The following is a 26,189-nucleotide window of genomic DNA, read 5'->3' as shown; positions in this document are numbered from 1 at the left end:
TACACGCACTATGGCCACGCTTGAGATCCGCGACCTCCACGTCTCCGTCGGCGACGGCTCCGACGGCGCGAAGGAGATCCTGCGCGGGGTCGACCTGACCGTGAAGGCCGGCGAGACCCACGCGATCATGGGGCCGAACGGCTCCGGCAAGTCCACCCTCGCCTACGCGGTCGCCGGCCACCCGAAGTACGAGGTGACGTCCGGCTCCGTCACGCTGGACGGCGAGGACGTCCTCGCCATGTCGGTCGACGAGCGCGCCCGCGCCGGGCTGTTCCTGGCCATGCAATACCCGGTCGAGGTGCCCGGCGTCTCGGTGTCCAACTTCCTGCGTTCGGCGGTCACCGCCGTGCGCGGCGAGGCCCCGAAGCTGCGCGAGTTCTCCAAGGAGATGAAGGCCGCGATGGACGCCCTGTCCATCGATCCGGCGTTCGCGCAGCGCAGCCTGAACGAGGGCTTCTCCGGCGGCGAGAAGAAGCGGCACGAGATCCTGCAGCTGGAGATGCTGAAGCCGAAGGTCGCCGTGCTGGACGAGACCGACTCCGGCCTCGACGTCGACGCGCTGAAGGTCGTCTCCGAGGGCGTCAACCGGTTCGCCTCCGGCGACACCGGCGTCCTGCTCATCACCCACTACACGCGCATCCTGCGCTACGTGAAGCCCGACTTCGTGCACGTGTTCGCCGCCGGCCGGGTCGTCGCCGAGGGCGGGCCCGAGCTGGCCGACGAGCTGGAGAACGAGGGCTACGAGAAGTACGCGAAGGCGGGCGCGACCGCATGAGCGAAGCGGACCGGGGGGCGTGGGGGGTCGCCCCCCCACAGGGACCCGGCATGAGCGAAGCGGACCGGGGGGCGTGGGGGGTCGCCCCCCCACAGGGAGGCGGCATGACGGAAGCGGACCGGGGGGCGGGGGCGGCCGCCTCCGCACGGGGGACGGGAAGCCTTCTCCCCGAGGAGCTGAAGAAGGACTTCCCGCTCCTGCAGCGCACGGTCCGCGGCGGGCGCCCGCTGGTGTACCTCGACTCGGGGGCCACGTCGCAGAAGCCCGTCCGGGTGCTGGACGCCGAGCGGGAGTTCTACGAGCGGCACAACGCGGCGCCGCACCGCGGGGCGCATTTGCTCGCCGAGGAGGCGACGGAGGCCTACGAGAACGCCCGCGCCTCGATCGCCCGGTTCGTCGGCGCGGCGCCCGCAGAGATCGTGTTCACCAAGAACGCCACCGAGGGCATCAACCTGGTCGCCTACGCGATGAGCAACGCGGCCACCGCCGGGCCCGAGGCCGAGCGGTTCGCGGTCGGCCCCGGCGACGAGATCGTCGTCTCGGAGATGGAGCACCACGCCAACCTCGTCCCGTGGCAGCAGCTCTGCCGGCGGACGGGCGCCACCCTGCGCTGGTTCGGCATCACCGACGAGGGCCGCCTGGACCTGGACGACCTCGACGGCATCGTCAACGAGCGCACGAAGATCGTCGCGCTGACGCACCAGTCGAACGTGCTCGGGACCGTCCCGCCGATCGAGCGGATCGTGGAGCGCGCCCGCGCCGTCGGCGCGCTCGTCCTGCTGGACGCCGCGCAGTCGGTGCCGCACCAGCCCGTGGACGTGGCCCGGCTCGGCGCCGACTTCCTGGTGTTCTCCGGCCACAAGATGCTCGGCCCCACCGGCATCGGCGTGCTGTGGGGCCGCGGCGAGCTGCTGGCGGCCATGCCGCCGTTCATCACCGGCGGCTCCATGATCGAGGTCGTCCACATGGAGGAGACCACGTTCATGCCGCCGCCGCAGCGGTTCGAGGCGGGCGTCCCGATGACCGCGCAGGCGGTCGGGCTGGGCGTGGCCTGCGAGTACCTCGCCGATATCGGCATGGCCCGCGTGCACGCCCACGAGGAGGCCCTGGTCGGCTACTCGCTGGAGCGGCTCGGCGAGATCCCCGGCGTCCGCGTCATCGGCCCCGGCACCACCGAGGCCCGCGGCGGCGCCGTGTCGTTCACCGTCGACGGCATCCACCCGCACGACGTCGGGCAGGTCCTGGACGAGCTGGGAGTCGAGGTCCGCGTCGGCCACCACTGCGCGTGGCCGATCTGCCGCCGCTTCGGCATCCCGGCGACCACCCGCGCGACGTTCTACCTCTACAACACCCTCGGCGACGTGGACGCGCTCGCCGACGGGGTGAGGCAGGCGCAGAAGTTCTTCGGCACCGCCTGAGGAACACGCTTTGCCGCGCCCGGGTTGTAGCGAGAAAGGTTTGGAAAGGACGCCATGCAGCTGGAGGCGATGTACCAGGAGGTCATCCTGGACCACTACCGCAACCCCCTGCACAAGGGGCTGCGGGAGCCGTTCGAGGGGGAGGCGCACCACGTCAACCCCACGTGCGGCGACGAGGTGACGCTGCGCGTCCACCTGGAGGGCGGAGGCCAGGACGCCACGGTCGCCGACGTGTCCTACGACGCCATGGGCTGCTCGATCAGCCAGGCCAGCGCCTCGGTGATGTCCGACCTGCTGATCGGCAAGTCCGTCAAGGAGGGGATGGCGGTCGGCGAGGAGTTCCTGGCGCTGATGCAGTCCCGCGGCCAGGACGTCGCGCTCGACGAGGACGTCCTGGAGGACGCCGTCGCCTTCGCCGGGGTCTCCAAGTACCCCGCCCGGATCAAATGCGCCCTGCTCGCCTGGATGGCGTGGAAGGACGCGACCGCCCGCGCACTCGGAGAGGCATCATGACCGACACGCCCGCGACCGACACGCCCGCCCAGGAGGCGCCCGAAAGCGAGGCGCCCGGAACAGAGGCGCCCGCGAGCGCCCCTTCCGCCGCGGAGGAGGAGATCCTCGAGGCCCTCAAGGACGTCGTCGACCCCGAGCTCGGCATCAACGTCGTCGACCTCGGCCTGGTGTACGGCGTCGACCTGTCCGACGAGGTCGCCACCCTGGACATGACGCTCACCAGCGCCGCCTGCCCGCTCACCGACGTGATCGAGGACCAGGCCCACAGCGCGCTGGAGGGCCTCGCCAAGGACGTCAAGATCAACTGGGTGTGGCTCCCGCCGTGGGGCCCCGACAAGATCACCGACGAGGGCCGTGACCAGCTGCGCGCCCTCGGCTTCAACGTCTGACCCGCTCGACGCCGTCCCGCACGACGCCGTCCCGCACGACGCCGTCCCGCACGACGTGGTGAGGCCGCGCCCTGCCCGGGCGCGGCCTCGCGCGTCCGGGAGCCCGGCGCTCCCCGCGTCCCGCCCGCCTTGGCATGGGTCGCCGGTGCGCCCGGCCCCGGCGAGCCGCTGCCGCGGCGTGACTGTCTCGCGCCACGCGGGAGACGGCCGAGCAGGAGTTCGACCTGCCGATCGTCACTCTGGCCGTGCGTGCTCGGCGGGGGCGCGGGTGGCGCCGTCCCGCGGCTTGGGCGGCCAGAGGGTGGTCGTGACCGGCCACAGGAACCAGATCGCCAGGACGACTCCGAGGCGCCCCAGCCATGCGTCGAGGGCCTGCGTGCGGTCGGCGTCGCCGACCAGGGCGATCATCGCCAGGAGCAGCGCGCAGGCGATGGCCGTGGCGAGGGCGGCCTTGCCGAACTCGCGCCACTCGTAGCGGGCGCGCGCCGCCCCGTACCGCGGTCTGCGGGCGGGCGGCGGTCCGCCGGCGAAGCGGTGGGCGAAGCGCTCGTCCGCCCAGCGCATCATGCTGTGGCCGAACGCGACCGAGTAGCCGAGGTAGGCCGCCGACAGCCCGTGGGCGGCGCCGGCGGCGGCGCCGCCGCGCAGGTCGATGGCCGTGGCGGCCAGCAGGACCAGGTCGACCAGCGGGACGCACAGCAGGAGCGCCGCCCCGGCGCGGCGCAGGCGCAGCGCGTAGCGGGCGAGGAGGCCCGCGGCGAGCAGGACCCAGAAGCCGATCTCGCATCCGGCGATCACCGCTAGGAGCACGTGGAATCCCTTCTCGACGGCCGAGATCCCATCGTCCGCCCCGGGACGGGGGCGGATCGTCGTCTGCGGTGAGGTTTCGCGGGTCGTCCGAAGGATGTACGCGCGCTCCTCACCTGGACGGACGAGCCATCCCCGTGGGGATGCTGTGATGGACCCGTGCACAGGCTCCGACGTCTCACCACCCGCCAGGACGCGCTGATCGCCGTCGCCGCGCTCGCGGGCGGTCTCGTGGTGCTCGCGGCGCACGGGCACACCGTGTGGTCCGAGGGCTGGAACCCCTCGTTCGGGCTGCGCCTGCTCCCGCTGATCGGGCTGTGCGCGGCGATGCCGCTGAGGCGGACGGCCCCGCTCACCGGGCTGCTGCTGGCGACGCCGTTCAACTTCGCCGACGTCGCCTTCGGGCCGAGCCTCGCCACCGCGATGATCTACGGGGACGCGCTGTACGCGGCGAGCCTGTACGGGCGGCGCCGGACGGCGGAGTGGCTGCTCGGGGCGACGCTCGCGGCGAGCGCGGCGGTGGCGGTCGCGGCGGCGGTGGCGCTGCGCGGCGTCGCGGTCGGCGTGCTCGGGGCGTCGGTCGCCGGGGTGGTGTGGGTGACGCCGGTGCTGACCGCGATGGCCGTCCGGGAGCACCGGTCCCGGGCCGAGACGGAGCGGGAGCGCGCCGAGCAGGTGGCGCGGCTGGCCGAGATGGACCGGCGGGCCGCCGTGACCGCCGAGCGCGCCCGGATGGCCCGCGAGCTGCACGACGTGATCGCCAACCACCTCAGCGCGGTCGCGCTGCACTCCTCGGCCGTGCTGAAGGTGCGGGGCCTGGACCGGGAGGAGGTGGACCGGGCGATGGAGGTCATCCGGGAGAACAGCGTGCAGGGGCTCGCCGAGATGCGGCGGATGATCGGGCTCCTGCGGGAGGGCGACGACGCGGACCCGGCGGCCCGGCCGCGGCTGGCGGAGCTGGACCGGCTCGTCCGGCACACCGCGCGGTCCGACCTCTCGGCGCGGCTGGAGGTCGCGGGAAGGCAGCCGGAGCTGCCCGCGGCGGTCGAGCTGGCCGCCTACCGGATCGTCCAGGAGGCGCTGACGAACGCGCTGAAGCACGCCGGGTCGGGGTGCGCCGACGTGCGGGTGGAGTACGCGGGCGGGCACGTGGTGATCGACGTGCTGAGCCCGCTCGGCCGGGACGTCTCCCGGCTGCCCGGCACCGGCAGCGGCCTGGTCGGGATGCGCGAGCGCGCCGTGATGCTCGCCGGGAGGTTCGCCGCCGGGCCGGACGGCGGCCGGTGGCGGGTGCACGCCGAGCTGCCCGTCGACTCGCTGGGCGGGGCGGCGTGAGCGCGGGGCGGGGCGGCGTGATCGACGTCCTGGTCGCCGACGACCAGGCGGCCGTGCGGGCGGGGCTGGTGCTGATCCTCGGCGCCGCGCCGGACGTGCGGGTGGTCGGCGAGGCCGCCGACGGGGCGCGGGCGGTGGAGCTGGCCGGGGAGCTGCGGCCCGACGTGGTGCTCATGGACGTCCGCATGCCCCGCCTGGACGGCATCGAGGCCACCCGGCGGATCTCCGCGTTCACCGACGTGCTGGTGCTGACGACGTTCGACATGGACGAGTACGTGTTCGGGGCGCTGCGGGCGGGCGCCGCCGGGTTCCTGCTCAAGGACGTCGACGCCGACAGGCTGGTGGAGGCCGTGCGGACGGTCGCGGCGGGCGAGGGCATCATCGCCCCCCAGGTCACCCGGCGGCTGATCGGCGCCTTCGCCGCCCGGCCCGCGGCCCCGGCGGAGGTGCCGGGGCTGGCGGAGCTGACGCCGCGCGAGCGCGAGGTGTTCGCCTGCCTGGGGGAGGGCCTGTCGAACGGGCAGATCGCGGCCCGGCTCGCCATGGCGGAGACGACCACCAAGACGCACGTGAGCCGCATCCTCGGCAAGCTCGGGTTCGCCAGCCGCGTCCAGGCGGCCATCCTCGCGCAGGAGACGGCCGTTACGGGACTCTCCGGCCTTGATCCACATATGGGATCATCCGGGACGGTCTAGGCCCGCAGCGGCGATCTCAGCGCGAGATGGCCCGGATCGGGTCGGCCGCCCGGCCGTTGCCGAGGCAGCGGCCGACCTCGTCCATCACGACCAGGTCGTCGGACGCGTCGTCATGCCCGGCGCCGGGACGTGCGTCTCCAGCCGGTGCGCCAAGCCGACCCGCAGCTCACCGGCCGGTCGGCGACCGGTCACAGCCCGCGGCCGCCGGCGATCGCCGACAGCAGGTACGTCACGCCGGCGACGGCCGCCAGCCACGCGTAGGCGGTGATGTCGGCGCCGCGCAGCGCCTGCACCACGAGGCCGCCGACGACCGCGACGGTCAGCACGTCCCCCGTCATGGCGGCGGCGCGCAGGTGCGCGCGGGCCCGGGTCCCCGACCCGAACCCCTCACTGAGCGGCAGCGCCGGCTCGTCGCGGCGGTAGGCGAGGTACGCCGCGTACCCGGCCAGCGCGGCCAGCGCGACGAGGGCCGTCCCGGACCGCCCGTCGGCGGCCAGCACGGCCCCGACCACCACACCGGCGCCCAGGACGAGCCCTGGGACGGCCCACCGGGTGAGACTGCGGCGTTCGGGAGCGATCCACATGTGCTCATCCTTCCCGATCGGCGCACCGGGCGGTCCGGCAACGCGCCGGGCTGTATCTTCTCGCTTCGTGGCGCAATTTCGAATGAACGGCTCGAAGATGCTCGCCGTCGACCTCGGCGGCGAGACGATCCGGGCGCTGAACGGCGCGATGGTGGCCTACGAGGGCCAGATGGCGTTCAAGCGGCAGGGCATGACGGGCGGCGAGGGCCTGCGCGGCGCACTCAAGCGCAGGATCGCCGGCGAGGGCATGACCCTCATGGAGATCACCGGGCAGGGGACGGTCTACCTGGCGAGCGAGGCGACGGAGGTGACGCTCGTCCAGCTCACCGGCGACACCCTGTTCGTGGAGTCGGAGAGCCTGCTGGCGCTCGACGGGAACCTGAACACGGGCGTGCAGTTCGTGGGGCTGCGGGGGATGGGCACCGGCCAGGGCCTCGCCACCACCAAGGTCGAGGGGCACGGGACGGTGGCGGTCCTGTCGCAGGGACCGGCCATCGCGCTGGAGGTGACGCCGCAGACGCCGCTGTGCGTCGACCCGCACGCCTACGTCTGCCACCACGGGCAGCTTCAGCAGGACGTGGTCACCGACGTCAACTGGCGGACGGTGATCGGTCAGGGATCGGGGGAGAGCGTGCAGTTCCGGTACCAGGGGCACGGGCTGGTCTACGTCCAACCGGCCGAGCGCGGCGGGATTCTGGAGATCTGATGCCCGGCTACCAGTCGATCAACTCCAAGATGCTCGAGGTCCGGATCGGACCGGGGCAGGAGGTCTACAGCAAGCGCGGCGCCATGCTGGCCTACACCGGCCCCGTGTCGTTCGCCCCGACCACCACGGCGGGGCAGGGCATCGGCGGCACGCTCGGGCGCGCCGTCGCCGGCGAGCACAGCGCGATGATGCACGTGACCGGCCAGGGCAGCGTCATGTTCGGCCACGGCGGGCTGCACGTGTCCGTCGTCGAGCTGAACGGCGCCGACACCCTGTACGCCGAGGCCGACCGGCTGCTGGTGCACGACGCGACCCTGCAGGTCGGCACCATGTTCATGGGCGAGCAGGGCGGCGTGCGCGGCATCGTGCGCGGCGCGGTCACCGGGCAGGGCCTGTTCACCACGACGCTCACCGGGCACGGCGCGTGCGCGCTGCTGTCGCACGGCGGCGTGATGGAGCTGCCGATCACCCCGCAGCGTCCCGTCCACGTCGACCCGCAGGCGTACGTGGCCCACCGCGGCCAGGTGCAGAACAAGCTCACCACGGCGGTGGGGCTGCGCGACCTGATCGGGCGCGGCTCCGGCGAGGGCTTCCAGCTGGAGCTGAGCGGCTCCGGCGTCGTCTACGTCCAGGCCAGCGAGAGGAAGATCTGACCGTGAGCACGTTCGGGACGCGGACCTGGAACCCCACGACGCTGCCGTCCAACGACAACGTCAACCCCTACGCCTTCAGCGTCGACCTCAACGGGCAGTGGTTCGCGCAGAAGGGCAAGATGATCGCCTACTACGGGCAGATCAGGTTCGAGGCGCTGTCGGCCGGCCCGCTGGACTCCCTCGTCGCGCACACCTTCAACTCCCCGCTGTACGCGCAGGACTGGATCGTCGCGCAGGGGCAGGGCAAGCTCGTCCTCGCCGACCGCGGGTTCGACGTCAACTCCTTCGACCTGGAGGAGGGCAACCTCACCGTCCGGGCGGGGAACCTGCTCGCCTTCGAGCCGGGCCTGGAGCTCAAGCAGTCGATCATCCCCGGGTTCCTGACCCTGATCGGCACGGGCCGGTTCGTCGCCGCCTCCAACGGCCCCGTGCACTTCGTCGAACCGCCGATCCGCGTCGACCCGCAGGCGCTGCTCGGCTGGGCCGACTGCCCGTCGCCGTGCCACCACTACGACCACTCCTACATGCGCGGCGCGTTCGGCGCCGCCCGGATGATCTTCGGGATCGGCGGCTCGTCCGGCGAGGAGCACCAGTTCGACTTCACCGGCAAGGGCACCGTGATGATGCAGTCGTCGGAGGTCGTGATGAACGAGGACGTCCTGCTGCGCGACCTCGAAGGCCAGATCGGGCTGGTCGGCACGTCCGGCCTTCAGCGCCTCCAGCACACGATCACGCAGCGGCTCTCCGCCGAGCGCCAGGGCTGACCCCCGGGGGCCGGACGGAGCACGTCCGGCCCCCGGGCCACCGGGTCAGGACTGCGGCTCCTGCGCGGGCTTGATCACGTGGAACGGGACCCCGAAGGGGTCGCGGACCCCCGCCGCCCGCCCGTACGGGGTGTCCTGCGGCTCGGAGTCGATGGTGCCGCCGCCCGCGCGGACCCTTCGGACCGCCTCGTCGGCGTCGTCGACCGCGAAGTACGTCGTCCAGGACGAGGCGGGGCGGTCGCCGCCGCCGAGGGCGATCTGGGATCCGCCGAGGATGCCGCCGACGTAGCGCCCGTCGCCCGCCCGATGCAGGACGGTGTAGTCCATGTCGCCCTCCATCGGCTCCAGCTCGTAGCCGAACACCGCCTTGTAGAACTCCCCGGCCGCGGCCGAGTCGCGCGTGACGAGCTCGTTCCACGCGTACGAGCCCGGGACGTTCACGATCCGCGAGCCGGGGTGTGAGCGGCCCTGCCACAGGCCGAAATGCGCGCCCTGCGGGTCGCGCAGGACCGCCATGCGGCCGAGGTCCATCACGTCCATGGACGGGACGACGACCTCCCCGCCCGCGTCGGTGGCCCGCTTGGCGAGCCCGTCGCAGTCGTCGGCGGCGAAGTAGACGCTCCACCAGTACACGTCCGCCTCGCCCTCGGGGTTCTGCATCATCCCGGCGACGGGCTCGCCGCGCAGGTTGCACATGTTGTAATGCCCCGCCTCCGGTCCGGCGTCCTGGAACTGCCAGCCCATGAGGGTCCCGTAGAACGTCCTGGCCCGGTCGAGATCGGGGACGCCGATGTCCAGCCAGTTGGGCGTCCCGTCCGGCACGTTGCCCGTGACGTGGGTCATCCGACTCACACTCCTTCGTGCTGGGGACCGTGGCCCCGGTGTCGTCCCGCCGCACGCTCGCCACTTCCCATCCTGGCCCCGCCCTGCGCGTCTACACATCGGATCCCGGCGGGCTCCGCCATGGCCGGGACCGGTCCGGCTTCACGTACACTGGGCGAATGGTTCCGCTCCCGAACTGACAGGCCGCCCAGCGCGCCCCGGTCACAGGACCGCGCGGCGCGCTTCTTCGTGCCTGTCCACCCGAGCCGTCCGTCAGGGGAGCCCTGTCACTGTGATCATCGCGAAAGACATCGAGCTGCGCGCCGGGTCCCGGCTGCTGATCGAGGCCGCCAGCTTCCGGGTCAACCCCGGCGACCGGGTCGGCTTCGTCGGCCGCAACGGCGCCGGCAAGACCACGCTCACCAAGGTCCTGGCGGGCGAGGCGCTGCCCGCGCAGGGCGCCGTGACGTCCTCCGGGACCATCGGCTACCTGCCGCAGGACCCCCGCGGCGTCGACCTGGACGAGCTGGCCCGCGACCGGATCCTGTCGGCCCGCGGGCTGGACGAGGTGATCCGCGACCTGCGCGCCGCCGAGGAGGCGATGGCGACCGCGACCGGCGCCGGGCGCGACAAGGCCGTCCGCCGGTACGGGCGGCTGGAGGAGCGCTTGCACGTCCTCGGCGGCTACAGCGCCGAGGCCGAGGCCGCCTCCATCGCCTCCAGCCTCGGCCTGCCGGACCGGGTGATGACCCAGCCGCTCGGCACGCTGTCGGGCGGCCAGCGGCGGCGCGTCGAGCTGGCCCGCATCCTGTTCTCCGGCGCCGACACCCTGCTGCTGGACGAGCCCACCAACCACCTGGACGCCGACTCGATCGTCTGGCTGCGCGACTTCCTGAAGGGCCACCAGGGCGGCCTCGTCGTCATCAGCCACGACGTGGAGCTGCTGGACGCGGTGGTCAACCGGGTGTTCCACCTGGACGCCAACCGCGGCGTGATCGACATCTACAACGTCGGCTGGAAGAAGTACCTCGACCAGCGGGAGACCGACGAGCGGCGCCGCAAGCGCGAGTCGGCGAACGCGCAGCGGCAGGCCTCGACGCTGCTGTCGCAGGCCGACAAGATGCGGGCCAAGGCCACCAAGGCCAAGGCGGCCCAGCAGATGGACCGGCGGGCCCGGCAGCTGCTGGCGGGCGTCGAGGGCGAGCGGCAGGCCGACAAGGTGGCCAAAATTCGCTTCCCGGACCCGGCTCCCTGTGGCAAAACCCCCCTCACCGCGGAGGGTTTGTCGAAATCGTACGGATCTTTGGAGATATTCACCGACGTGGACCTGGCCATCGACCGGGGCAGCCGGGTCGTCATTCTGGGCCTGAACGGCGCCGGGAAAACGACCCTCCTGCGGCTGCTGGCAGGGGTCGACAAGGCCGACACCGGGACGGTCGTGCCCGGGCACGGGCTGCGGATCGGCTACTACGCGCAGGAGCACGAGACGCTGGAGGTCGAGCGGTCCGTCCTGGAGAACATGCAGTCCGCCGCCCCCGGCATGGCACCGGTCGAGGTCCGCAAGATACTCGGCTCGTTCCTGTTCTCCGGGGACGACGTCGACAAGCCCGCCGGGGTGCTGTCCGGCGGCGAGAAGACCCGGCTGGCACTGGCGATGCTCGTGGTCTCCAGCGCCAACGTGCTGCTGCTGGACGAGCCCACCAACAACCTCGACCCGGCGAGCCGCGAGGAGATCCTCGCCGCGCTGCGGACGTTCGCCGGAGCGATCGTCCTGGTGACCCACGACGAGGGCGCGGTCGAGGCGCTCGCACCGGAAAGAGTGATTTTGCTCCCAGATGGTGTGGAAGACATCTGGAGTGACGAGTTTGCCGATCTGGTGGCCCTCGCGTGACCTGCGGAGTGACTTCCGCAGATCTTTTCTGGCCGAGTGGGTAGCCGAACCGGCGGGAATGACTGATCATGGCGGGGGATAACGCAGCGGTCACCACATCACTACGGGAGGTACTCGTGGCCGAGACCCTGAAGAAGGGCACCCGCGTGACCGGTGCCGAGCGCGACAAGCTGGCGGCGGACCTGAAGAAGAGGTACGACTCCGGCGAGAGCATCCGCGCCCTGGCAGCCGCCACCGGCCGCTCGTACGGTTTCATCCACCGGATTCTGACCGAGTCCGGCGTCAACCTGCGCGGTCGCGGTGGCGCGACCCGGGGCAAGAAGTCCTGACCGGACACCGGCCCCCGGATGAGCGCACCGCCTGACCCGGCGCCGCGACCGACCGAGTAAGGTTCGGTCGCGGCGGCGGACAGGATTGCGGGTCCCGCCCCGTGGACGGCGGGGCGGGACCCGAACGCTCATCGGAGGGAAGACCCATGGGGGACGCGACCACGGCCGGCAGGCCGGAAACGGCCACGGCGCCGGAGACGGCGGAGTCCGTCCCGCCCGGCCTCGACGAGGCGGGCCTGCGGCTGGACGTGGACGGCGCGGTCGCGACCGTCACCCTGAACCGGCCCGAGCGGCGCAACGCCATGACGTTCGCGACCTGGCGCGGACTCGCCGCGATCGGGCGCTCCCTGCCCGCGGGCGTGCGCGTCGTCGTCCTGCGGGGCGAGGGACCCTCGTTCTCGGCGGGCATCGACCTCGGCATGTTCTCCGGCGGCGCAGGCGGCGAGGGGTTCACCGGCGGCGCCGACGCCGAGGGCACCGACCGCTTCATCGCCGGGCTGCAGGAGGGCTACACCTGGCTGCGGCGCCCCGACATCGTCTCCGTCGCGGCGGTGCACGGCCACGCCATCGGCGCCGGCTTCCAGCTCGCGCTGGCCTGCGACATCCGGGTGATCGCCGAGGACACCCGGTTCTGCATGAAGGAGCCCGCGCTCGGGCTCGTGCCGGACCTGACCGGCACCAAGCCGCTGGTCGAGATCGTGGGGGTCGGGCGGGCGCTGGAGCTGTGCCTCACCGCCCGGACGGTGCTCGCCGACGAGGCGGCCCGGATCGGGCTCGCCGAGACCGTCGTCCCGCGCGAGGGCCTGGACGGCGCCGTCCGCGACCTGGCGGACGCCCTGCTCGCGGTGAACCCGGGTGCGGCCGCCGCGACCAAGCGGCTGCTGTGGCAGGCCGCGGAGAACACCCTCGACGAGCAGTGCGCCGCCGAGCGCCGCGAGCAGATCGGCCGCCTCCGCGAGGTCTTCGGCTCGTGAGCGGGCGGGCCGGGGGAGGGGCGTCCCCCGGACAGGGCCCGCCGCGCCGCGCTACCGGAGCGACTCCCGGCCGCCCCGCGCCAGCGGCAGCAGCACCCTGCTGACGCCCGGCCGCACGTCGACCCTCGTCCCCGCCGGGTACCGGAGGGTGTAGTCGTAGTCGGTGGACAGCACGATCACGCCGAGCCGGTGGCCGGCCTTCACCGTGTAGTCGGCCGGTTCGAGGTCCCACCGGAAGGTGTAGGTCCGCCCCGCCTCGATCGGCTCGGTCCGGGCGAAGCCGTGCCGGTTCCGCGCGTCCAGCCACCCCCGCGTGATGATCTTGTAGGGGGCGGTCTCGGTGTGCAGCGCCTGCCGGATCGTGCAGCCGGAGTCGCCCGGCACGCCCTGGCCGTAGCAGACCTCCTCGCCGGTGTTGACCCGCGCGCCCGTGGGACGGGTGTCGGTGCCGTAGTCGACCAGCAGTGCGGTCAGGTACGGCGACCGGCCGTCGAGGGAGGCCCGCAGCGACATCGAGGGGACGCCGTCCACCCGGACGGGCTTCGCCAGCGGCCCGGTCAGGTAGGCGAGCCGGTTCGGGTCGGCCAGGTCCTCGCCCACGAGGAGCTGCTCGGCCGTGCGGGTCCTGCCCGCGTCCGTGAACGACTGGGCCGCGCCGGGCCGGGGCTTGGGGCCGAGGACGCCCGGCTGCCCGGACGGGCCCGCGTTGAGGCCGACCGGGACGGTGCGGGTGCCGGGGACGGGCCAGTCCTCCGCCGTCTCCCACGTCCCGTCCGCGTGCTGGACGTCGACGCGCGGCTCGCGCTCGATCCCGTTGCGGACGCCGTACAGGTAGCGGTCGAACCAGTGCAGCGTCTGGCGCAGCCACTCCTCGACCCGCCAGCGGAACGGCGTGGAGTGGTTGCCCTGGTGGAGCCACAGCTTGCGCGGGACGCCCGCCTCCTTCAGCGCGTTCCACCACTGCACGGAGTTCTTGATCTTGACGTTCCAGTCGTTGAGCCCGTGCACCACCATGACGGCGGCCCGCACCCTCCGCGCCTGCCCGACGTAGTCGCGCTCGGCCCACACCGCGGAGTAGTCGCCGGTCTCGCGGTCCTGGGCCGCCTCGATAGCGTCGATGACCTTCGCGCAGACCTCGGGGTCCTCGCGGGTCAGCACGGCCTTGGCCAGGACGTCCAGGTCCTCGCCCTGGTAGCCGCCGGGCGCGACCACGCCGCCGCCCGCGCGGTAGTAGTCGTACCAGCTGGAGATGCCCGCGATCGGCACGACGGCCTTCAGTCCCTCGACTCCGGTGGCGGCGGCCATGTTCGGGAGCGTCCCGTCGTAGGACTGGCCGATCATGCCGACGTTCCCGGTGGACCAGGTCGCCCTCACCGGCGCGCCGTCCGGGGTCCAGCCCCGGGCCCGCCCGTTCAGCCAGTCCACGGCGGCCTTCGCGCCCGCCTGCTCGCTGCGGTCCCCGGAGGTCGGGCAGCCGGTCGAGCCGCCCGTCCCGATGCTGTCCAGGTCGGCGACGGCGTAGCCGCGCGGCAGGAAGTAGTTGTCGTAGTAGCCGGGGAAGACCTCGGCCAGGTCGCGCCGCGTGGTGGTGAGCGAACGGGCCCTGGCGTCGCCGATGTCGACCGGGTGGTTCGGGACGTCGTTGATCCCGGCCCAGTACGGGCTCGGCTCCAGGATCGTCGGGACCCTGAGCCCGGCGGTGTCGGTCTCCCTCGGGCGCATGATCCGCAGCTGCACGCGGTCCCGCACGCCGTCGCGGTCGCTGTCGGCCGTGGTCTCGATGTTCACGGTCTGGGTGACGGCGTCGGCGCGGGAGAACACCGGCTGCGTCTCCCCGTTCCTCACCGTGACCTGAGAGGCGCCCGGCGGCCGGGGCGCCGACCTGGTGGGTCCGGCCGCCGCGGCCGGCAGCGCGGGGGCGGCGGCGAGCGCGGCGGTGAGGGTGATCACGCCGGCGCCGCCGGTGAGGCGTCGTCCCATGGGGGCTCCTGGGGGGTGTGAGCCTGGAAGTGGAGATCACGGTGGCACCCCGGGAGCGGCTTGTCCAGAGGCCTGTTACGCCGTGAGCGGAGCCGGGAAGACCGGCGGGCGCGGGCGCGTTGTCCCCGCCGGATACTGAGATGCTTACTTGATTACGTCCTTGGTCACGTCGAGCTCTACCGGAGGCACTCGTGGGAATGCCGGGAATGCCGGGCAACGGCTGGCAGGTGATGGCGTCCTTCCGCAAGGACAGCTCCGTCACCCGGCAGAAGCTGGCGCCCGGCACGGTGGGGCGGATCGCGGGCTACGCCCGGCCCTACGTCCGCGAGCTGGCGGTCTTCCTCACGCTGAACTCGCTGGCCGCGCTGATCGTCGTCGCCAACCCGCTGCTGCTCAAGGGGATCATCGACCGCGGCATCGTGCCGGGCCGGTCGGGCGTCGTGCTCTGGCTCGCCGGCGCCGTCGCCGGGCTCGCCCTGGTGGAGGCCGTGCTCGGCCTCGCCCAGCGCTGGTACTCGGCGCGCATCGGCGAGGGGCTCATCTACGACCTGCGCAGCCAGGTGTTCGCGCACGTCCAGCGGCAGCCCGTCGCGTTCTTCATGCGGGCGCAGACGGGCTCGCTCGTCAGCCGCCTCAACAACGACGTCATCGGCGCGCAGCGCGCCCTCACCACCACCCTTTCGTCGGTGGTGTCCAACGTGATCAGCCTGGTCCTGGTGGTGGTGACGATGCTCATCCTGTCCTGGCAGGTCACGGTGATCGCGCTGCTGCTGCTCCCGATCTTCATCCTGCCGGCCAAGTGGGTCGGCAAGCGGCTCCAGCGGGTCAGCCGCGAGCAGATGGTGCTGGACGCCGAGATGGGCTCGCTCATGACCGAGCGGTTCAACGTCGCCGGGGCCATGCTCGCCAAGCTCTACGGCCGGCCCGCCGAGGAGGAGGAGAACTTCTCCGGCCGCGCCGCCCGCGTCCGCGACGTCGGCGTCATCGCCGCCATGTACGGGCGGGTCTTCTTCACCGCGCTGACCCTGGTCGCCGCGCTGGCCACCGCCATGGTCTACGGCGTCGGCGGCTACCTTGTGGTGGACGGCACCTTCCAGCTCGGCACGCTCGTCGCGCTGGCCACCCTGCTGACCCGGATGTACGGGCCGCTGACCGCGCTGTCCAACGTGCACGTGGACGTGATGACCGCGCTCGTCAGCTTCGACCGCGTGTTCGAGGTGCTCGACCTGAAGCCGCTGGTCCGCGACCGCGAGGACGCCCGGGAGCTCCCCGAGGCCCGGAAGCCGTCCGGCAACGGCTCGGGCCCGGCGCTCGTGAAGGCGCCGTCGATCGAGTTCGACCACGTCCGGTTCGCCTACCCCTCCGCGGACGAGGTGTCGCTCGCCTCGCTGGAGTCGATCGCCCGCACCGACACCGCGCCCGGCCGGGAGGTGCTGCACGACGTCGACTTCACCGCGGCGCCGGGGCAGCTGGTCGCGCTCGTCGGGCCGTCCGGCGCGGGCAAGTCGACGATCACGCACCTGGTGTCGCGGCTGTACGACGTGTCCGCCGGCGCGGTCCGGATCGGCGGCGTCGACGTCCGCGAGGTCACGCTCGAATCGCTGCGCGCCGAGATCGGCGTCGTCAGCCAGGACGCCCACCTGTTCCACGACTCGATCCGCGAGAACATGCGCTACGCCCGCCCGGACGCCTCCGACGCGGAGATCCTCGCGGCGCTGGAGGCCGCGCACATCGGCGACCTCGTCGCCGACATGTCCGAGGGCCTGGACACCGTCGTCGGCGACCGCGGCTACCGGCTGTCGGGCGGGGAGAAGCAGCGGCTCGCGATCGCCCGGCTGCTGCTCAAGGCGCCGTCGGTGGTCGTTCTGGACGAGGCGACCGCGCACCTGGACTCCGAGTCCGAGGCGGCCGTCCAGCGGGCCCTGCGCACCGCCCTCGCGGGCCGGACGTCGCTGGTGATCGCGCACCGGCTGTCCACGATCCGGGAGGCCGACCAGATCCTGGTGATCGACGGCGGCCGGGTCGCCGAGCGCGGCCGGCACGAGGAGCTGCTCCTGGAGGGCGGCCTGTACGCCGAGCTCTACCGCACGCAGTTCTCGCACCAGCGCGATCCGGGCCCCGAGGGGGAGCGGCGGGCCGAGCCGCTGGGGGCCGAGTAGCGGCTCAGGCCTCGGAGCCGAGCGGGTAGCCGAGGCGCAGCAGCTCCGTACCCGCGATCTTCTCGACCTGGGCCGCCTGCCGCGGGGTGAGGCGCTCGCGCCACTCCCCGACGCCCGGCTCTGCGGCGTCCCGCGCCCCGGCACGCACGAGTCCCGAGAGCGCCGACTTCGACAGCGGCGCGTCCAGGTACTCCGACAGCTCGGCCCCGACGCGGCGCGGCCGGGCCACCAGGTCCTCGTAACGAATCGTGACCAGCTGCTCCTCGGGGACCTGGAGGCGGAGTCTCGCGCTCAACCGCACGGAACCCCGCCACCGCAGGGCGCACTTCACGGCGGTGGCCGCGCGCGGCCACCGGCTCCGGTCCGTGTGGTCCTCGACGCCGAGGAACGGGTTGGGGAACACCGTGTCGAGGTTGGCCAGGCCCGGCTTGAACCAGGCCAGGCAGCGCTCGTCGGCCAGCATGTCGGCGACCACGTCCCGGCCGTCCCGGATCACCTGGACGAGCTGGGCGTCGGGGAAGGCGTCCAGCAGCACGTCGGCGCTGTAGATGAGGTCCGGGGAGGCGTCGGCGTACCGGGCGAGTCCCTGCGTCCGCACGCACGGGCCGGGCAGCTCGGAGCCGGGCGCGGGCCCTTCCGCCCGGCCGGGCGGGCGCGGCGGCAGCCCGCCCATCTCGCGGCACTCGTCCGGGCACTCCCCGCAGGCCCGCGCCGACACCTGCCATGCCTGCGCGTAGGCGTCCCGCAGCACGCGGGCGGCGCCCTCCCCGCGCTCGGCGATGGAGGGCTGCCGGGCGAAAGCGTAGGTGACGCGCAGGACGTCCGGCCGGCCGCTGGTCAGGTGGAAGCCGGGGGAGCGCTTGACCGCGCGCGCCAGCAGCTCCGCACCCGAGTGCGGCGCGCCCAGGATGAACACCGGGCGGCGGACCTTGGTGCCGTTGATCACCAGGATGTGCGGCGTCGACCTCATAACCGGGCCAAGTTTGTCACCTTTTGAGGGCCGGTCGGTCCGTGACCCTCCGTAAGGGCCCGCCCGATACCCATCCGTTAACCGGAGCGGACCGTTCCGTCACCGGACGCTCGGTGCGGCCCTGGACCTACCATGGGGCGGTGGACGCTCCCATCACGCTGGCCCGCCTTCTGCCGGAGGCCGAGGCGATCACGGTGCTCACCGGCGCCGGCATCTCCACCGACAGCGGGATCCCCGACTTCCGCGGCCCGAACGGCGTCTGGACGCGCGACCCGTCGGCGGAGGCGATGTCCACGATCGGCTCCTACCTCGCCGACCCCGAGGTGCGGCGCCGCGCCTGGCGGGCCCGGCGCGACGACCCGGTGTGGGAGGCCGAGCCCAACGCCGCGCACGCCGCGCTGGTCGAGCTGGAGCGGGCGGGCCGGCTCCGCGCCCTGATCACCCAGAACATCGACGGCCTGCACCAGCGCGCCGGATCCTCCGACGGGGCCGTCATCGAGATCCACGGGACCGTGCGCGAGGCCGTGTGCCTGTCCTGCGAGCTGCGCACCCCGATGCGGCAGATCATCGCGCGCGTCGAGGCCGGGGAGGCCGACCCGCCCTGCGCCGAGTGCGGCGGCATCCAGAAATCCGCGACGATCTCCTTCGGCCAGGCCCTCGACCAGGACGTCCTGGACGCGGCGATCGCCGCCGCGCGGTCCTGCGACCTGTTCCTGGCCGTCGGCACCTCGCTCACCGTGCAGCCCGCCGCCGGGCTGTGCCTGGAGGCGGTCGACCACGGCGCCCGCCTGGTGATCATCAACGCGGAGGAGACGCCCTACGATGGGCTGGCCGACGCGGTGCTGCGCCGGCCGATCGGCGAGACGCTGCCGCGCCTCGCGGGCCTCGCGCTCGGCGCGGGGCGATGATCTGTTGGCGGGTCGTGACCGGTCGCCCCTTCCACTGGCGTCCGGATCCTGACAAGCTCTATCCGTCGCGGTGCGAGGAGGGATCGGGTTGAACAGCGGGGGCGCCCGCGCGGTGGCGACCCACGGGTCGCCGGACGCGCCCGCCGTCGGCACGCCCGGCGGTGCGGAGCGCGCGCGGCAGGCCCGCAGGTACGCGCGGTTGCGGCCCGGCGACCGCGTCGCGGTGGTCGCGCCCAGCGGCCCCGCCGAGCCCGCGCGGCTGGAGGCGGGCTGCGCCGTCCTGCGCGACCTCGGCCTTGACGTCGTGGTCGGCAAGCACGCCCTCGACCATGTCAACCTGGGCGCGGCGGGACCGGTGCGCGGCGACTGGCACCGGCTGGCCGGAACCGACGCCGACCGCGCCGCCGACCTCCAGGCCGCCTGGTGCGACCCGAAGGTGCGCGCGGTGGTCTGCGCGCGGGGCGGCTACGGCGCCACCCGCGTCCTGGACCGTCTCGACTGGGACGCCCTGCACGCCGCGACCGAGGCGTCCGCCGCCTCCGGCGGCGGGCCCAAGATCCTGCACGGCTCCAGCGACATCACCGCGCTGCACGGCGCTTTTGGAACGCGCCTGCGGCTCACGACGTCCTTCGGCCCCATGCCCGCGGGAGTGATCGCCGATCTCGACCCGGCGGCGGACGCCTCCCTGGACGCCCTGCGCACCGCCCTGTTCGGCGGCCCTGCCGTGCTCGCCGGGACGCGCACGCTGCGGCCCGGACGGGCGGAGGGCCCGCTGACCGGCGGCACCCTCTCGCTCCTGGCGGCCGTGCTCGGCACCCCGTACGCCCCGCCGCCCGCCGCGGGCCGCATCGTCTTCCTGGAGGACGTGACCGAGGCGCCCTACCGGATCGACCGGATGCTCGTCCAGCTGCTCCAGGCCGGCTGGTTCGACGGGGCCGCCGGGTTCGCGCTCGGCTCCTGGAAGGACTGCGGCGACCCCGCCGAGCTCGACGCGGTGTTCGCCGCCCGGCTCGGCCCGCTCGGCGTCCCGATCCTCGCCGGCCTCCCGGCCGGGCACGGCCCCCGCCAGAACACCCTGGAACTCGGCGCCCCCGCCGTGCTGCACGCCCCGGCCCCGCCGGGCCACGACCCCGCACATCCGCACCCCGCCGTGCCGGACACCGGCGCGCTCACCCTCGAAGCGCCCCCGGGAGGTGCGCGATGAGCGGCCGCCACGCCCGTCCCGATTCATGGGACGACGAAACCCTCGACTCCCTGCTCGTCCTCGTGTCCGAGAGCCTCGGCTACCGGTGCAGCCGTGTGCCCGGTGAGGTCATGCTGCTGGAGGGCGCCAACAGGCTGCACGTCAGCCTGCGCGACCTGCGGCAGCTCGCGCGGCTCGTGCCGCGCGACGACTGGCCCGCGCTGGTCTCCGACCACGTCACCACGATCGTCACCGCGATCGAGGAGCCGCTGGACCTCAGCGACTTCGACCTCGCCCAGCACCTGCTGCGCACCCGCATCTACCCGGCGGAGGCCGACAACGGGGTGCTCGCGGCCCGGCCCTTCGCGCCCGGCCTGATCGAGGTGGTGGTGGTCGACACGCCCACCACCGTCCGCACCGTCACCACCGAGGAGATGGGCGGCTGGCCGGTGTCGGGCGACGCGCTGTTCATGCTCGGCCGCGCCAACGTCCGCGCCGACGGCCCGCTCCAGCTGGACGAGCAGGACCTCGGCGGCGTCCGCGTCTCGGTCCTGCACGGGTGGACGTTCTACGCCGTCACGCACCTGGCGTGGCTGGAGGAGTACCTGCCGATCGGCCCGTACGGCGCGCTGGTCATCGCGCCCAACCGCAGCCTCATCGTCGCCCACCCGCTCCGGATCGCCGATGGCCACCCGAGGGCGCGCTACCGCGAGGCCGTGGCGGCGGCGACCGAGCTCCAGGCGCAGGCGCACCGCGCCTACGAGGAGGGCCCCGGCTCGCTCAGCCCGTACCTGTACTGGTGGCGCGCCGGCGAGCTGACCTGCCTGGAGACCCGCTACGAGGGCGACACGATGGTCCTGCCGGAGGAGTTCGCCTCCGTGCTCGCGACGCTGGCGGCCGAGCACTGATGAAGGTCGTCGTCGCCCCGGACTCGTTCAAGGGCAGCCTGTCCGCCGCGCAGGTGTGCGCGGCCGTCGCCGCGGGCGTCCGGCGCGCCGCGCCTGACGCGCAGGTGGCCGCCGTGCCGATGGCCGACGGCGGCGAGGGCACGCTCGACTGCTTCCTCACCGCCCGCGGCGGCGACGCGGTCGAGGTCGCCGCGACCGACCCGGTGGGGCGCCCGGTCAAGGCGCGCTACGCGCTGTCCGGAGACGAGCGCTCGGCGGTGGTGGAACTGGCCGCGGCGTCCGGCCTGCCGCTGGTCGAGGACGTCCCGCCCGACCCGATGAACGCCGCCACCACCGGCACCGGTGAGCTGATCGCCGACGCGGTGCGGCGCGGCGCCCGCGACGTGCTGGTCTGCATCGGCGGCAGCGCCAGCACCGACGGCGGCGCCGGGCTGCTGCGCGCCCTCGGCGTACGCTTCCTGGACGCCGCCGGCGGGGAGCTTCCGCCGGGCGGCGCCGCGCTCGCCCGCCTGGCGTCGATCGACGACTCGGGGGTACCGGAGGAGGTCCGCGCGACCCGGTTCCGGGTGGCCTGCGACGTGACCAACCCGCTCGTCGGGCCGCACGGCGCCGCCGCCGTGTTCGGCCCGCAGAAGGGCGCGTCCCCGGGCCAGGTCGCCGAGCTGGACGCCGCCCTGGCCGTCTTCGCCGACGCGGTCGCCGCGCGCGGCGGCCCCCGCGTGCACGACCTTCCCGGGGCGGGCGCGGCCGGCGGCACCTGCGGCGGGCTCGTCGGCCTGCTCGGCGCCGAGCCGTCCGGGGGCGCGCTCCTGGTCGCCGAAGCCGTCGGCCTGCCCGCCGCGCTCGACGGCGCCGACCTCGTCGTCACGGGGGAGGGCCGCGTGGACGGGCAGAGCGCCGGCGGCAAGGTGGTGTCCGCGGTCGCGGCGCTCGCCCGGGACCGCGGCGTCCCGTGCGTCGCCCTGGCCGGCGGCGTCGCCGGCCCGCTGGAGGAGCTGCACGCGCTCGGCCTGACCGCCGCGTTCAGCCTCGCCGACGGCCCCCGCACCCTGCAGGAGCTGAAGGCGGGCGCCGCGCCCCTGCTCACCGCCGTCGCCGAGCAGGCGGTCCGCCTGTTCCGCCGCTAGCGGACGCAGGCGGGCTCGGGCTCGGGTTCGGGCGCGGGCGTGCGGGCCCGGACGGTCAGCCGGGGCAGCAGGACGTGGGTCAGCGGCCCGATCGCCACGGCGTACAGGACCGTTCCAACGCCGACGGTGCCGCCGAGCAGCCAGCCGACCGCCAGCACGGCCAGCTCGATCGCCGTCCGGACCACCCGGATCGAGTGGCCGCGCGCAGCGAGGCCGGTCATCAGCCCGTCCCTCGGGCCCGGGCCGAGGCCGGCGCCGATGTAGCAGCCGGTGGCGAAGCCGCCCACGAGCACGGCGGCGATCAGGTAGGCCCAGCGTCCGGCGAGCGCGTCCGGTGCGGGCAGCAGCCACAGGAACAGGTCGGCGAAGACGCCGACGAGGACGACGTTGCTGACGGTCCCGATGCCGGGCCGCTGCCGCATCGGGATCCACGCGAGCATCACGACCGCGCCCGTGATGATGATCCAGGCGCCCATCGACAGGCCGAAGCGCCGCGAGAGCCCCTGGTGGAAGACGTCCCAGGGGTCGTTGCCGAGGCCGGACGACACCTGGAGGGCGATTCCGAGCCCGTACAAGGCCAATCCAGCGTAGAGCTGCATCAGGCGGCGCACCATCAAGGCCATTTTGAGCTTCCCCTCCACTGCCGGCCAGCGTTCCGGACCACTCTGGCGCTCAATGGACTGGTAGTTGTAGAGCCAATGTGCGAAAGTGGCTCGTATGAGCACGCGCTACATGAGCGGTCCGCACCTGGCCCGGCTGCTCGGGGACGTGTCGGGGGAGCGTCCCGTCTACGCGGCGGTGGCCCGGTCGCTGCGCGCCCTAGTCCTGGACGGCAGAATCGCGCTGCGCACCCGGCTGCCCGCCGAACGCGACCTGGCCGCCGCCCTCGGCGTCAGCCGCACCACCGTGACGACCGCCTACGACAGGCTCCGCGACGAGGGCTACGTCCAGAGCAGGCAGGGCGCGGGAAGCTGGACCGCGCTGCCCCCGGTCCGCATGTCCTCGGCCGAGCCGCGCGACGCCGCTCCCGCCGGCCACCGGTACGGCAGGGCCCATCCCGCGCCGGACGACCCGTCGTTCATCGACCTCGGCTGCGCCGCCCCCGGCGCTCCCGCGATCTTCGAGGAGGCCGTCGCCGCGGCCGTCGACGAGCTGCCCCGCCACAGCTCGGGTCCCGGCTACGAGCCCGCGGGGCTGGCGGGCCTGCGGCAGGTCATCGCGGACGGCTACACCGCGCGCGGCGTCGCGACCCGCGCCGACCAGATCGTCGTCACCACCGGCGCGCAGCACGCGTTCACGCTGCTCACCCAGCTGCTGGTGGAGCCGGGCGATGCGGTGATGGTCGAGCGCCCCACCTACCCGCACGCGCTCGGGGCGCTGCGCCGCCGCGGAGCCCGGCTCGTCCCCGTCGGCGTCAACGAGGGCTGGGACGTCGAGCTCGCCGCCGGCGCCATGCGGCAGGCCGCGGTCCGGATGGCGTACCTGATCCCCGACTTCCAGAACCCGACCGGGTATCTGATGCCGGCGCGGGACCGGGCCGGGATCGTCGACGCCGGGCGGCGCGCGGACGCGTTCCTCGTCGCCGACGAGACCTTCGCCGAGCTCGCCCACGACCCCGAGGCGCCGCGCGAGCCGCCGCTGGCCTCCTTCGACGCCGGCGGGCGGGTCGTCACGATCGGGTCGGCCTCCAAGCTGCTGTGGGGCGGGCTGCGGATCGGGTGGATCCGCGCCACCGCCCCGCTCGCCCGCCGCCTGGTGCTGGCCCGCGAGCCGTTCGACATGGCGAGCCCGGTCCTGGACCAGCTGATCGTCCGGGAGCTGCTGCTGCGCGTGCAGGAGGTCCGCGCCGAACGCGCCGCGAACCTGCTGCGCGGCCGCGACGCGCTCGCCGCGGCGCTGCACGAGCTGCTGCCGGGCTGGGAGTTCCGGCTCCCGGACGGGGGCATGTCGCTGTGGGCGAGGCTCGGCGCGCCGATCGCCTCCCGGCTCGCCGAGGCGTCCGAGCGGCGCGGCGTCCGCGTCGTCGCCGGCCCGGTGTTCGGGGCGGACGGCGTGCTTGAGGACTACGTGCGGCTGCCGTACGTGCTGCCGCCGGACACGCTGCGCCTGGCGGTGCAGCGGTTGGCCCTCGCCCAGCGCGAGGCCGAGGCGGCGCCGGCGGCCCGGCCGCTGCCCGCCTACGTCTGACGGGGGCGGGCGCCGCGTCCGGCGGGCGTCAGGGAGCGCGCTGGATGTAGTCGACCAGGTGCCCGCGCTCGCTCTCCAGCTCGTCGATGGCGCTCTTGACGACGTCGCCGATGCTGACGATCCCGACCAGCCGGCCGTCCTCCACGACGGGCACGTGCCGGAACCGGTGCTCGGTCATGGCGTGGCGCAGGTCCTCCACCTGGTCGCCCGGGCCGCAGGTGCGGACCTCGGCGGTCATGATCTCCGAGACGGGACGGTCGAGCAGCGCCGCGCCGTGCTCGTGCAGCCGCCGCACCACGTCCCGCTCGGACACGATGCCGGCGATCGAGGCGCCGTCGGGCGAGACCACCGTCGCCCCGATGTTGTGCTCCGCCAGGACGGCGAGGAACTGCCGCACGGTGGCCTCGGGCCGTACCGTGGCCACCGCGTCTCCCTTCCTCCGCAGGATGTCGCGAATTCGCATGCCTCACGCTCCGGTGCCGTTTTTCGGACCCGGGGGACGGCGGCCGCCGGGGCGGGGGCCGCTGGCCGGGCCTTCTTCCTGCCAAAATCGCATGTTCCGGCCTCCAGGGAAACCCCCCGGCCGTGAACCCTCCCGGTCAGGCGGCCGCATAAAGGCGGCATAAAAGCCGTAGATCGGGAACCAAGGGATCCATGGCGATGACGGCGGAGCGAACCATCGAAACAAAGATCCCGGCAAGGCTCGACCGGTTGCCGTGGTCACGCTGGCACTGGACGGTCCTGATCGGCCTCGGCGCGGTCTGGATCCTGGACGGCCTGGAGGTGACCGTCGTCGGCGTCATCGGCCCGCGGCTCACCGACGCCTCCGGGGGACTCGGACTCACCGACGGGCAGGTCGGGCTGGCCGCGTCCATCTACGTCATCGGCGCCTGCCTGGGCGCCCTGTTCTTCGGGCATCTGACCGACCGGTTCGGGCGCAAGAAGCTCTTCATCGCCACGCTCGTGCTGTATCTGGCGGCGACGGTCGCGACCGCGTTCTCGTTCAACCCGCTGTGGTTCTACGCCTGCCGGTTCCTCACCGGGGCCGGCATCGGCGGCGAGTACGCCGCCATCAACTCGGCGATCGACGAGCTGATCCCGGCGCGGGTGCGGGGCAGGGTGGACGTGGTGGTGAACGGCTCGTTCTGGATCGGCACGTCCATCGCGGCGGCGCTGTCGATCCCGGTGCTGAACGGCGCCCTCATCCCCGAGGACCTCGGCTGGCGGGCCCTGTTCGCGCTCGGCGCCCTCCTCGGCCTCGGCGTGCTGTTCGTCCGCCGGATGGTGCCCGAGAGCCCGCGCTGGCTGTTCATCCACGGGCGCGAGGACGAGGCCGAGCGCGTGGTGGCCGGCATCGAACGGGAGATCACCGAGGAGATCGGCCGGCCCCTGGAGGAGCCCCGCGAGAGCATCCGGGTCCGGCAGCGCCGCGTCGTATCGTTCGGGGAGATCGCCTCGACGGCCGTGCGCCGCTACCCGCGCCGGACGGTCCTCGGCCTCTCGCTGTTCATCGGGCAGGCGTTCCTCTACAACGCCGTCTACTTCACCTACGCGCTCGTGCTCAGCACGTTCTTCGACGTCCCCGACGCGAAGGTCGGCTACTACCTGATCCCGATCGGCATCGGGAACTTCCTGGGCGCGTTCTTCCTCGGCAGGCTGTTCGACACGGTCGGCCGCAAGACGATGATCACGGCGTCGTACGTGGTCTCCGGTGTGCTGCTGATCGGGACCGGGCTGCTGTTCCGCGCGGACCTGCTCGGCGCCTGGACGCTGACGGCCTGCTGGTGCGCGGTGTTCTTCTTCGCCTCCGCCGGGGCGTCGTCGGCCTACCTCACGGTCAGCGAGATCTTCCCGATGGAGACCCGGGCGATGGCGATCGCCGCGTTCTACGCGGTCGGGACGGGCCTCGGCGGCGTGGTCGGGCCCGCGCTGTTCGGCCGCCTGGTGGAGACCGAGAAGGTGGCGAACGTCGTGAACGGCTACTACCTGGGCGCCGGGCTGATGATCGCCGCCGGGCTGGTGGAGCTGGCCGTCGGCGTCGAGGCCGCGCAGCGGTCCCTGGAGGACGTGGCCAAGCCGCTGTCGGCGGAGGAGGCCACGGCGCCCTGACGG

Annotated in this window: 26 protein-coding genes; 19 read left to right on the top strand and 7 right to left on the bottom strand. The window is 73.6% G+C overall.

The genetic code is table 11. The features are described from left to right. The first annotated feature begins 10 nt into the window (after nucleotides 1-10). The 4 genes from sufC (at nucleotide 11) to CHC11_RS20325 (ending at nucleotide 3,095) form a co-directional block, all read left to right on the top strand. Nucleotides 11-775: a Fe-S cluster assembly ATPase SufC gene (sufC, locus tag CHC11_RS20340; RefSeq protein ID WP_089313325.1), complete on the top strand. Its 765-nt coding sequence runs from the start codon at nucleotides 11-13 to the stop codon at nucleotides 773-775. Between the two features lie 104 nt (nucleotides 776-879). Beyond that, a complete protein-coding gene (locus tag CHC11_RS20335) occupies nucleotides 880-2,193 on the top strand; it encodes a cysteine desulfurase (protein WP_089313324.1) in 1,314 nt (437 codons plus the stop codon). Nucleotides 2,194-2,247: 54 nt separating this feature from the next. Beyond that, on the top strand, nucleotides 2,248-2,706 hold the full coding sequence (gene sufU, locus CHC11_RS20330; RefSeq protein ID WP_089313323.1) for a Fe-S cluster assembly sulfur transfer protein SufU: 459 nt from the start codon (nucleotides 2,248-2,250) through the stop codon (nucleotides 2,704-2,706). Then, complete coding sequence (locus CHC11_RS20325) at nucleotides 2,703-3,095, top strand: metal-sulfur cluster assembly factor (protein WP_089313322.1); 393 nt, start codon at nucleotides 2,703-2,705, stop codon at nucleotides 3,093-3,095. The genes sufU and CHC11_RS20325 overlap by 4 nt, the downstream gene beginning before the upstream one ends. Nucleotides 3,096-3,329: 234 nt before the next feature. Here CHC11_RS20325 and CHC11_RS20320 read toward each other — a convergent pair whose 3' ends face one another. Beyond that, nucleotides 3,330-3,905, bottom strand: coding sequence for a hypothetical protein (locus CHC11_RS20320; RefSeq protein WP_089313468.1), 576 nt, complete (start codon nucleotides 3,903-3,905; stop codon nucleotides 3,330-3,332). Nucleotides 3,906-4,061: 156 nt separating this feature from the next. Between CHC11_RS20320 and CHC11_RS20315 the strand changes: the two genes are divergently transcribed. Together CHC11_RS20315 and CHC11_RS20310 are read left to right on the top strand one after the other, a co-directional pair. Then, nucleotides 4,062-5,237, top strand: a complete 1,176-nt coding sequence (locus CHC11_RS20315; protein WP_089313321.1) for a sensor histidine kinase — start codon at nucleotides 4,062-4,064, stop codon at nucleotides 5,235-5,237. A 17-nt stretch (nucleotides 5,238-5,254) separates the two neighbouring features. Next, the gene (locus CHC11_RS20310) at nucleotides 5,255-5,932 is read left to right on the top strand and encodes a response regulator (protein WP_089313467.1); all 678 of its coding nucleotides are present in this window, start codon (nucleotides 5,255-5,257) and stop codon (nucleotides 5,930-5,932) included. 188 nt (nucleotides 5,933-6,120) lie between these two features. On the opposite strand, the gene CHC11_RS20305 is transcribed toward CHC11_RS20310, so the two are convergent. Next, complete coding sequence (locus CHC11_RS20305) at nucleotides 6,121-6,516, bottom strand: ABC transporter permease (RefSeq protein ID WP_089313320.1); 396 nt, start codon at nucleotides 6,514-6,516, stop codon at nucleotides 6,121-6,123. Between the two features lie 67 nt (nucleotides 6,517-6,583). Here CHC11_RS20305 and CHC11_RS20300 point away from each other — a divergent pair, with 67 nt between their 5' ends. Genes CHC11_RS20300 through CHC11_RS20290 form a run of 3 tightly spaced genes read left to right on the top strand, consistent with a single transcriptional unit; the run spans nucleotide 6,584 to nucleotide 8,639 of the window. Continuing rightward, nucleotides 6,584-7,222, top strand: coding sequence for an AIM24 family protein (locus CHC11_RS20300; RefSeq protein ID WP_245919486.1), 639 nt, complete (start codon nucleotides 6,584-6,586; stop codon nucleotides 7,220-7,222). Continuing rightward, nucleotides 7,222-7,875, top strand: a complete 654-nt coding sequence (locus CHC11_RS20295) for an AIM24 family protein (RefSeq protein WP_089313318.1) — start codon at nucleotides 7,222-7,224, stop codon at nucleotides 7,873-7,875. The genes CHC11_RS20300 and CHC11_RS20295 overlap by 1 nt, the downstream gene beginning before the upstream one ends. A 2-nt stretch (nucleotides 7,876-7,877) precedes the next feature. Continuing rightward, nucleotides 7,878-8,639 carry an AIM24 family protein gene (locus CHC11_RS20290; protein ID WP_089313317.1) on the top strand — a complete coding sequence of 254 codons (762 nt, stop codon included), beginning with the start codon at nucleotides 7,878-7,880 and terminating at the stop codon, nucleotides 8,637-8,639. Nucleotides 8,640-8,684: 45 nt separating this feature from the next. On the opposite strand, the gene CHC11_RS20285 is transcribed toward CHC11_RS20290, so the two are convergent. Then, nucleotides 8,685-9,482: a VOC family protein gene (locus tag CHC11_RS20285; protein WP_089313316.1), complete on the bottom strand. Its 798-nt coding sequence runs from the start codon at nucleotides 9,480-9,482 to the stop codon at nucleotides 8,685-8,687. 271 nt (nucleotides 9,483-9,753) lie between these two features. Here CHC11_RS20285 and CHC11_RS20280 point away from each other — a divergent pair, with 271 nt between their 5' ends. The 3 genes from CHC11_RS20280 (at nucleotide 9,754) to CHC11_RS20270 (ending at nucleotide 12,655) form a co-directional block, all read left to right on the top strand. Continuing rightward, nucleotides 9,754-11,352 carry an ABC-F family ATP-binding cassette domain-containing protein gene (locus tag CHC11_RS20280; RefSeq protein WP_089313315.1) on the top strand — a complete coding sequence of 533 codons (1,599 nt, stop codon included), beginning with the start codon at nucleotides 9,754-9,756 and terminating at the stop codon, nucleotides 11,350-11,352. A gap of 116 nt (nucleotides 11,353-11,468) precedes the next feature. Then, nucleotides 11,469-11,681, top strand: a complete 213-nt coding sequence (locus CHC11_RS20275; RefSeq protein ID WP_021596738.1) for a helix-turn-helix domain-containing protein — start codon at nucleotides 11,469-11,471, stop codon at nucleotides 11,679-11,681. 146 nt (nucleotides 11,682-11,827) lie between these two features. Continuing rightward, on the top strand, nucleotides 11,828-12,655 hold the full coding sequence (locus CHC11_RS20270) for an enoyl-CoA hydratase/isomerase family protein (protein ID WP_089313314.1): 828 nt from the start codon (nucleotides 11,828-11,830) through the stop codon (nucleotides 12,653-12,655). 51 nt (nucleotides 12,656-12,706) lie between these two features. Here CHC11_RS20270 and CHC11_RS20265 read toward each other — a convergent pair whose 3' ends face one another. Further along, the gene (locus CHC11_RS20265) at nucleotides 12,707-14,635 is read right to left on the bottom strand and encodes a Xaa-Pro dipeptidyl-peptidase (protein WP_089313313.1); all 1,929 of its coding nucleotides are present in this window, start codon (nucleotides 14,633-14,635) and stop codon (nucleotides 12,707-12,709) included. Nucleotides 14,636-14,832: 197 nt separating this feature from the next. On the opposite strand from CHC11_RS20265, the gene CHC11_RS20260 reads away from it, so the two are divergent. Next, on the top strand, nucleotides 14,833-16,794 hold the full coding sequence (locus CHC11_RS20260) for an ABC transporter ATP-binding protein (protein ID WP_425427333.1): 1,962 nt from the start codon (nucleotides 14,833-14,835) through the stop codon (nucleotides 16,792-16,794). Between the two features lie 4 nt (nucleotides 16,795-16,798). Here CHC11_RS20260 and CHC11_RS20255 read toward each other — a convergent pair whose 3' ends face one another. Further along, the gene (locus tag CHC11_RS20255; protein ID WP_089313311.1) at nucleotides 16,799-17,764 is read right to left on the bottom strand and encodes a sulfotransferase family protein; all 966 of its coding nucleotides are present in this window, start codon (nucleotides 17,762-17,764) and stop codon (nucleotides 16,799-16,801) included. A gap of 140 nt (nucleotides 17,765-17,904) precedes the next feature. On the opposite strand from CHC11_RS20255, the gene CHC11_RS20250 reads away from it, so the two are divergent. The 4 genes from CHC11_RS20250 (at nucleotide 17,905) to CHC11_RS20235 (ending at nucleotide 21,890) form a co-directional block, all read left to right on the top strand. After that, the gene (locus CHC11_RS20250; protein ID WP_089313310.1) at nucleotides 17,905-18,672 is read left to right on the top strand and encodes an SIR2 family NAD-dependent protein deacylase; all 768 of its coding nucleotides are present in this window, start codon (nucleotides 17,905-17,907) and stop codon (nucleotides 18,670-18,672) included. Between the two features lie 88 nt (nucleotides 18,673-18,760). Continuing rightward, nucleotides 18,761-19,876: a S66 peptidase family protein gene (locus CHC11_RS20245; RefSeq protein ID WP_245919483.1), complete on the top strand. Its 1,116-nt coding sequence runs from the start codon at nucleotides 18,761-18,763 to the stop codon at nucleotides 19,874-19,876. Beyond that, nucleotides 19,873-20,763, top strand: a complete 891-nt coding sequence (locus CHC11_RS20240; protein WP_089313309.1) for a hypothetical protein — start codon at nucleotides 19,873-19,875, stop codon at nucleotides 20,761-20,763. The genes CHC11_RS20245 and CHC11_RS20240 overlap by 4 nt, the downstream gene beginning before the upstream one ends. Beyond that, on the top strand, nucleotides 20,763-21,890 hold the full coding sequence (locus CHC11_RS20235; RefSeq protein WP_089313308.1) for a glycerate kinase: 1,128 nt from the start codon (nucleotides 20,763-20,765) through the stop codon (nucleotides 21,888-21,890). The genes CHC11_RS20240 and CHC11_RS20235 overlap by 1 nt, the downstream gene beginning before the upstream one ends. Here CHC11_RS20235 and yczE read toward each other — a convergent pair. After that, nucleotides 21,887-22,513: a membrane protein YczE gene (yczE, locus tag CHC11_RS20230; RefSeq protein WP_089313307.1), complete on the bottom strand. Its 627-nt coding sequence runs from the start codon at nucleotides 22,511-22,513 to the stop codon at nucleotides 21,887-21,889. The two genes, CHC11_RS20235 and yczE, sit on opposite strands and share 4 nt — an antisense overlap. A gap of 94 nt (nucleotides 22,514-22,607) precedes the next feature. Here yczE and yczR point away from each other — a divergent pair, with 94 nt between their 5' ends. Further along, complete coding sequence (yczR, locus tag CHC11_RS20225) at nucleotides 22,608-24,077, top strand: MocR-like transcription factor YczR (RefSeq protein WP_089313306.1); 1,470 nt, start codon at nucleotides 22,608-22,610, stop codon at nucleotides 24,075-24,077. 28 nt (nucleotides 24,078-24,105) lie between these two features. On the opposite strand, the gene CHC11_RS20220 is transcribed toward yczR, so the two are convergent. Next, on the bottom strand, nucleotides 24,106-24,540 hold the full coding sequence (locus CHC11_RS20220) for a CBS domain-containing protein (protein WP_089313305.1): 435 nt from the start codon (nucleotides 24,538-24,540) through the stop codon (nucleotides 24,106-24,108). 197 nt (nucleotides 24,541-24,737) lie between these two features. Between CHC11_RS20220 and CHC11_RS20215 the strand changes: the two genes are divergently transcribed. Next, entirely contained in the window at nucleotides 24,738-26,186 is a 1,449-nt protein-coding gene (locus CHC11_RS20215; RefSeq protein WP_245919481.1) for an MFS transporter, read from the top strand. Nucleotides 26,187-26,189: the final 3 nt, after the last annotated feature.

This window comes from Actinomadura mexicana, from assembly GCF_900188105.1.
Taxonomy (GTDB): domain Bacteria; phylum Actinomycetota; class Actinomycetes; order Streptosporangiales; family Streptosporangiaceae; genus Spirillospora; species Spirillospora mexicana.
Note: the sequence above shows the minus strand (reverse complement) of the source record. Positions and strands in the feature narration are given on the sequence as shown.

What these genes read in the sequence shown, in the direction of transcription:
- sufC (WP_089313325.1), top strand. Translation starts at nt 11, where the DNA reads ATGGCCACGCTTGAGATCCGCGACCTCCACGTCTCCGTCGGCGACGGC.
- CHC11_RS20335 (WP_089313324.1), top strand. Translation starts at nt 880, where the DNA reads ATGACGGAAGCGGACCGGGGGGCGGGGGCGGCCGCCTCCGCACGGGGG.
- sufU (WP_089313323.1), top strand. Translation starts at nt 2,248, where the DNA reads ATGCAGCTGGAGGCGATGTACCAGGAGGTCATCCTGGACCACTACCGC.
- CHC11_RS20325 (WP_089313322.1), top strand. Translation starts at nt 2,703, where the DNA reads ATGACCGACACGCCCGCGACCGACACGCCCGCCCAGGAGGCGCCCGAA.
- CHC11_RS20305 (WP_089313320.1), bottom strand. Translation starts at nt 6,516, where the DNA reads ATGTGGATCGCTCCCGAACGCCGCAGTCTCACCCGGTGGGCCGTCCCA.
- CHC11_RS20295 (WP_089313318.1), top strand. Translation starts at nt 7,222, where the DNA reads ATGCCCGGCTACCAGTCGATCAACTCCAAGATGCTCGAGGTCCGGATC.
- CHC11_RS20285 (WP_089313316.1), bottom strand. Translation starts at nt 9,482, where the DNA reads ATGACCCACGTCACGGGCAACGTGCCGGACGGGACGCCCAACTGGCTG.
- CHC11_RS20270 (WP_089313314.1), top strand. Translation starts at nt 11,828, where the DNA reads ATGGGGGACGCGACCACGGCCGGCAGGCCGGAAACGGCCACGGCGCCG.
- CHC11_RS20265 (WP_089313313.1), bottom strand. Translation starts at nt 14,635, where the DNA reads ATGGGACGACGCCTCACCGGCGGCGCCGGCGTGATCACCCTCACCGCC.
- CHC11_RS20260 (WP_425427333.1), top strand. Translation starts at nt 14,833, where the DNA reads ATGCCGGGAATGCCGGGCAACGGCTGGCAGGTGATGGCGTCCTTCCGC.
- CHC11_RS20255 (WP_089313311.1), bottom strand. Translation starts at nt 17,764, where the DNA reads ATGAGGTCGACGCCGCACATCCTGGTGATCAACGGCACCAAGGTCCGC.
- CHC11_RS20240 (WP_089313309.1), top strand. Translation starts at nt 19,873, where the DNA reads ATGAGCGGCCGCCACGCCCGTCCCGATTCATGGGACGACGAAACCCTC.
- CHC11_RS20235 (WP_089313308.1), top strand. Translation starts at nt 20,763, where the DNA reads ATGAAGGTCGTCGTCGCCCCGGACTCGTTCAAGGGCAGCCTGTCCGCC.
- yczE (WP_089313307.1), bottom strand. Translation starts at nt 22,513, where the DNA reads ATGGCCTTGATGGTGCGCCGCCTGATGCAGCTCTACGCTGGATTGGCC.
- yczR (WP_089313306.1), top strand. Translation starts at nt 22,608, where the DNA reads ATGAGCACGCGCTACATGAGCGGTCCGCACCTGGCCCGGCTGCTCGGG.
- CHC11_RS20220 (WP_089313305.1), bottom strand. Translation starts at nt 24,540, where the DNA reads ATGCGAATTCGCGACATCCTGCGGAGGAAGGGAGACGCGGTGGCCACG.
- CHC11_RS20215 (WP_245919481.1), top strand. Translation starts at nt 24,738, where the DNA reads ATGACGGCGGAGCGAACCATCGAAACAAAGATCCCGGCAAGGCTCGAC.